We start from the raw sequence: 5813 nt of genomic DNA, 5'->3' as shown, positions 1-5813 counted from the left end.
TCCTTCGCGGTGGTGGGTGTCATCTCGATCGCCGGGCGTCGTGGGCGCGCGCCGAGCCTGACGCTGTCCCGCGCCATTTTCGGCGTGCGCGGCAATATTGGGCCGACGCTGGTGTCGCTGATGTCGCGCCTGGGTTGGGAAACCGTCAACACCACCACCGCCGCCTTCGTGCTGCTGTCGTTGTGTACGATCCTGTTCCAAACCCCGGTCGAGGCGAAAAGTGCGCCGCTGCTGACCCTGCTGTTCATCGCTATTTTCGTGCTGCTGACCCTGGCCGTTTCCGGCCTGGGCCACGCCACCTTGCTGGTGATTCAGAAGTGGGCGACCTACGTGTTCGGCGCCTTGAATATCCTGGTCGGCGGTTTCCTCTGCGCGACCATCGACTGGAGCGCAGTGTTCAACGCCACCCCGGCGCCCATGAGCGCGATGCTCATCGGCATCGGCACCATGGCCGCCGGCACCGGTATCGGCTGGGCCAACGCCGGCGCCGATATGTCGCGCTACCAACACCGCAGCGTCACGGCCGTGCGCCTGGTGGCATCCGCCGCGTTCGGCGCGGGCATTCCGTTGGTGCTGCTGATCACCCTCGGTGGCCTGCTGTCGGTGGGCAACAACGACCTGGCGTCGGCGACTGACCCGATCATCGCGATCCGCGACATGCTGCCCACCTGGATGGCCGTGCCGTACCTGATCACGGCGTTTGGCGGGCTGTTGCTGTCGAATAACCTGTCGGTGTATTCGGCCGGTCTCACCACCCTGACCCTCGGCTTGAAGGTCAAGCGCGTGTACGCGGTGATCGTCGATATCGTGGCGATCTTCGCCGGCTCCATCTACTTCATGCTGATCGCCGACAGTTTCTACGGCCCGTTCATCACCTTCATCTCGTTACTGGCGGTGCCGATTACCGCGTGTGCAGGTTTCGCCCAGGCGCTGGACACCCTGTGTGACGCGCTGGCCCGTGTGGTCGAAGCCATACGTGAACGGTCGCGGGAGGACAGCGAGTACCCCTATCGGGCCGCGCCGGACTTTCTCCAGTTATGTGGCGTGGCCCTGCTGGCCCTGGCATGGGCGCGGGCCGCACGGGTTTCCAGGGCATTGCCCGAGGATGATCCGTTGCGTGCCGCCAAGCTGCAAAGCGCCGGGTTCTTTTTCGATTACCTGCCATCCCGGTTGGCGCAGCACCTGGGCGCGATAGACGCGGCGCGCGCGGCGTTGGCGTTCGTCTGACGGGGGCGGATGCTTGCGGTACTACTTGCGGTACTACTAGCGGTACTATGGCGGCCCACGTTTTCTGGAAGTTGCCTGGATGAGTAAACCCGGCCAATTGGTGCTGGTTGCACTGCGCAAGATGATCGCCAGCGGCGAGTTGGCGGCGGGCGAGCGGCTGATGGAGATTCCCACTGCGCAACTGTTCGGTGTGTCACGCATGCCCGTGCGCATGGCGTTCCGCACCCTCGAGCAGGAAGGGCTGCTGGTGCCGTTTGGCGGGCGCGGGTATCAGGTGCGTTCGGTCAGCCCGGACGACATTGCCGGCGCCGTCGAAGTGCGTGGCGTGCTCGAGGGCCTGGCTGCGCGTCAAACTGCCGAGCGCGGTTTGTCCGACGCGGCGCGTGCGACGCTTGAGCGCTGCCTGGTGGAAGGCGATCAACTGTTCGACAAGGGCTACGTGACCGAGGACGACCTTGAGGTCTATCACGACCTGAACATGCGCTTTCACCACGTCATCGTGGAAGGTAGCCACAACCCGGCGATCGCCGATGCGCTGGCACGCAATGATCACCTGCCGTTCGCGTCGGTGACCGCACTGGCGGTGGATCGCGAGGACATGGTCCGCGAATACCGGCGTTTCAACTATGCCCACATGCAACATCACTCGGTCTTCGATGCCCTGGTCAATCGCCAGGGCGCACGGGCCGAAGCGATCATGCGCGAGCACGCCAACGCGACCTTGCGTTATGCCGAGATCTTCGGTTCCGCAACCGCCAACGCGCGGATGAAGGTCATTCTGCCCACGGCGTGAGGCCTTTCAGAGATCGAGCACCAGCAGCGGGGTTTTCGCGCGCGAGCAGCAGGGGGTGAACTGGTCGTTCAGCGCTTGTTCCTGCTCGGTGAGGAACAGGTCGCGGTGCTCCGGGATGCCTTCGAGCACGCGGGTCAGGCAGGTTCCGCAAATCCCTTGTTCGCACGACACAGCAATCTCGATACCGTGGCTTTCCAGGACCTGGACCACGCTCCGGTCGGCGGGTACGTCGAAGACCTGGCCGCTGCTGGCGAGCTTCACCGAAAACCGCCCATCGAGGCGACTGTCCAGCGGCGCCGCAGCGAAGTATTCGCGATGCAGGCATGCCTCCTGCCAGCCCTGGGCCCGAGCGCTATCGAGCACATGCTGCATGAAACCGCCGGGGCCGCAGACATACAGGTGGACGTTGGCGTCGGGCGCCGCCAGCACCTGGGCGGTGTTCATTGCCGTATGGGGCTGCTCGTCGAAATGCAGGAACACGCGCTCGGCGAACGATGCGTTCTTGAGGCGTTGCACAAAGGCTGCGCGTTCACTGGCGCGGGCACAATAATGCAGTTCGAAGTCGGCGCCGATATGGGCCAGACGCTCGGCCATGCACAGGATCGGGGTGATGCCGATGCCGCCGGCGAACAGCAGGCTGCGTCGGGCTTCGTGCGCCAGCGGGAACAGGTTGCGCGGTGCGCTGATCTGCAGGCGGGCGCCCGGCTGTATGTGTTCGTGCAGGCAGCGGGAGCCGCCACGAGAGGCTGGATCCTTGAGCACGCCGATCAGATAGCGATGCTGTTCTTCAGGGTGATTGCACAGGGAATATTGACGGATCAGCCCGTCCGGCAGATGCACGTCGATATGTGCGCCAGCGCTGAAGGCCGGCAGCGCTTGGCCATCGACGCTGGCCAACTCAAAGCTGCAAATGTCCTGGGCTTCGTTGTTGCGGGATACCACCACCACATCGATCATGTTCAGTCCTCGTAGGGTTATCGCGCTGTTCAGGCGCTGGTCGTGGTGATCAGTTGCGCTGCGAGGGTGCGTTCCTTGGCGATCAGCCGCTCGAGGACCTTGCGTGACTGCACGCCGCCGGCATCGATATTGAGCTTGAGCAGATTGCGCGTCGGGTGGGCCAGCAGGTTCTGTTGCTGGCGTTCAAGCATCTCCAGGTCTTCGCTGAAAATCTTGCCCTGGCCTTCGCGAATGCTCGCGGTCAGTGCCGAGTCCTGAGGATTGAAGCTGCGCGCCATGCCCCAGAAGTACCAGATCGACGTCTCGGTTTGCGGGGTGATGAAGTCCACCACGATGCTCGCGGCCTTGTGCTCAGGCGCGGCGTGGTAGCCGCCCTTGCCGGCGTGGGCCACGCCGACTTCGATCAACACATGGCTGGGCGGGGTGAAGCGGCAGATCTGCCAGCGGTCCACCGGCACGTCATCGGCGAGGTTATTGCCACGCAGGGCCATGCGCCAGAACGGCGGGGCCATGATGTTTTCCATGTGTCGGGCGGTGACGACTTCATCGCCTTCGACCGTGGTCACGGGGGGCGCTTCGTCGATTTCCTTCTGGCCGATGCTAGAGGCGTGGACGTAGGTTTCGTGGGTCAGGTCCATCAGGTTGTCGATCATCAGGCGGTAGTCGCACTGGATGTCAAACAGGCCGCCGCCATAGGCCCACTGGTCACTCACGGCCCATTCCAAGTGGTGGATCAGCGCAGGGTCGGCCAGGGCCTGATCGCCGGGCCACACCCAGATGAAACCGTAGCGTTCCACCGCGGCGAAGGTCTTGTTGCAGGGAAAACCGCGCACCCGCTGCCCAGGCATTTCGACGGTCTTGCCGTCGCCACCCATGACCAGGCCGTGGTAGCCGCAGACCAGCTTGCCGTTTTCGACATAGCCCAACGAGAGCGGCGCGCCGCGATGCGGACAGAAGTCCTCGACAGCCACGACGGCGCCTTCCAGCCCGCGATAAAACACCATTTTTTCACCGCAGATCTGCCGACCCAGCGGCTTTTGCGCGATTTCATCGGGGGTGCAGGCGACATACCACGTGTTCTTGGGGTACATGGTGACTCTCCAGGCGAGTGATTGTTCTTATTTAATGGATCCATTAAATGAAGCGCGTCACGTCGAGTCAACATGTGGTGTGGTTTTATCGAGATTTATTTGGGCGATTATCGATCATCTTTGTATTTTTGGATCCATTGATTGCGTCTTCGCAGAATGAGTAACCCGGCGCGAGGCCGGGTTTTCTGTGCGTCCGCAAGGCCTGTCTGACGGACGAGTTCGAACGATCCACCTAGCCCAGGTGGATCACGGGGCATTCACTCACCAGAGCTTCCAGGTGTAATCGACATTCACCCGTAGCTCATTGTCATCCCGATGGCTGGCCTGGGCGATGAAATCATTGCGGTACCAGGCGTTGCGCACGCGCAGGGTCAGGCCTTTAAGGGGCGTGCCCTGAAGCACATAGTTCAGTTCGATGTCTTTTTCGCTTTCCTTCAGGTTGCTGCCGCCCAGCTTGGGTAGCTCAATGTTGTCGCCGCTGACGTAGCGCAGCATGCCATTGAGCCCGGGCAAGCCCAGCGCGACAAAGTTGTAGTCATAGCGCACCTGCCAACTGCGCTCCTTGGGGTTGAGGAACTCCGAGCTCAGCGTGCCTTCGGTGATGACCAAGGGCTCTGTGCCGAACAGGTAAGGCATGGCGGTCTTGCCGGTCAGTTGCATGTAGCCGGCGCCGAACCTGTGCGCGCCCAGGCTGTAAGTCAGCATCAGCGCGGCGTTGCGGTTGTCCACCGGGCCGGCCTTGGCCGCGCCGTCCTCGCCGGTGACGAACAGGCGAAAGTCGCTTTTCAGGCTGCCGGGGCCCATCGGGCGATTGTCGACGAAGCCGTAGAAATCCTTGCGGTAAAGGTCAGCCAGTTCGGCGTGGTAGTACTTCAACGTCAGTTGCGGCGACCAGGCATAGTCGCCGCCGAGGAAAGTAAAACGGTCGGATTCGGCGGTGCCTTTGAAGCGGCCGTTGGGCGAGGCTACCGACATTTTCTGGTAGTTGGTGGAGTCGCGCAGGTTGATGCGATCGAGCCAGCCGACGTGCAGGGTCAGGTTGTCGATTTCCTGGGACTTGAGGTACGTGCCGCGAAAAGTCTGCGGTAGCAAGCGGGTAGGGCTGGCGAAGGCGATTGGCAAAAACGTGCTGATGGTCCCCAGTTGCAACTCGCTCTTGGAGGCCCGGGCCTTGGCTGTCAGGCCCAGCTCCGAATACTCGCTGGCCGGTTCACGGGTCGTGGGGTTGTACGATAGCAGGCCGGTCCCCGTGCGCGCGGGCGAGGAGTCCAGACGGACCCCCAGCAAACCCTGGGCGTCCAGACCGAAGCCGACAGGCCCTTCGGTATAACCCGAGCGCATGTTGAGAATGAAGCCCTGCGCCCACTCGCGGGCAGCCGCCTGCGGCGTGGCGTTCACGTAATTGCGATCGAAGTAATAGTTGCGTATCGCCAGATCGGCATGGCTGTCGTCGACAAAACCGGCGGCGCACGCCTGGCCTACGGAAAAAACGCAGGTGCAGGCGCTGACGCCCCGAAAGAAATTCCTGAGCATGGCAGTGTTCACTTTTATTGTTGTTGGAGTAACCCCCGCGCCATCGTGGCGCGGAAGTGGAGTGCGAATTGGCGGTCAGTCAGCCGGCGAGCGGTTGCGGCGTACCGACAGGTAAAACATCGCCAGCGCCGCAATCACAATGCCGGGTGCCGAGGCCATCATCACGCCGGCGGTGCCCGTGCCCAGTGCGAGCATTTTGCCGGCCACCAACG

Annotated in this window: 5 protein-coding genes and 1 pseudogene; 2 read left to right on the top strand and 4 right to left on the bottom strand. The window is 62.7% G+C overall.

The features are described 5' to 3' along the window. Positions 1 to 9: 9 nt before the first annotated feature. Together L9Z73_RS23945 and L9Z73_RS23940 are read left to right on the top strand one after the other, a co-directional pair. Positions 10 to 1227 (top strand): purine-cytosine permease family protein, encoded by a 1218-nt coding sequence (locus tag L9Z73_RS23945; RefSeq protein WP_345894185.1) that lies wholly within the window; start codon positions 10 to 12, stop codon positions 1225 to 1227. A gap of 79 nt (positions 1228 to 1306) precedes the next feature. Then, a complete protein-coding gene (locus tag L9Z73_RS23940; protein ID WP_247406362.1) occupies positions 1307 to 2020 on the top strand; it encodes a GntR family transcriptional regulator in 714 nt (237 codons plus the stop codon). Positions 2021 to 2026: 6 nt separating this feature from the next. Here L9Z73_RS23940 and L9Z73_RS23935 read toward each other — a convergent pair whose 3' ends face one another. The 4 genes and pseudogenes from L9Z73_RS23935 to L9Z73_RS23920 form a co-directional block, all read right to left on the bottom strand. Continuing rightward, positions 2027 to 2977 (bottom strand): PDR/VanB family oxidoreductase, encoded by a 951-nt coding sequence (locus L9Z73_RS23935; protein ID WP_247406360.1) that lies wholly within the window; start codon positions 2975 to 2977, stop codon positions 2027 to 2029. A gap of 29 nt (positions 2978 to 3006) precedes the next feature. Continuing rightward, the gene (locus tag L9Z73_RS23930) at positions 3007 to 4068 is read right to left on the bottom strand and encodes an aromatic ring-hydroxylating oxygenase subunit alpha (RefSeq protein ID WP_247406358.1); all 1062 of its coding nucleotides are present in this window, start codon (positions 4066 to 4068) and stop codon (positions 3007 to 3009) included. Positions 4069 to 4329: 261 nt separating this feature from the next. Continuing rightward, complete coding sequence (locus L9Z73_RS23925; RefSeq protein ID WP_247406355.1) at positions 4330 to 5601, bottom strand: OprD family porin; 1272 nt, start codon at positions 5599 to 5601, stop codon at positions 4330 to 4332. A 75-nt stretch (positions 5602 to 5676) separates the two neighbouring features. Next, positions 5677 to 5813, bottom strand: a pseudogene (locus L9Z73_RS23920) (3-(3-hydroxy-phenyl)propionate transporter MhpT); the annotation flags it as partial.

Source organism: Pseudomonas emilianonis, assembly GCF_023072625.1.
Taxonomy (GTDB): domain Bacteria; phylum Pseudomonadota; class Gammaproteobacteria; order Pseudomonadales; family Pseudomonadaceae; genus Aquipseudomonas; species Aquipseudomonas paraveronii.
This window is presented reverse-complemented; position numbering and strand designations above follow the sequence as displayed.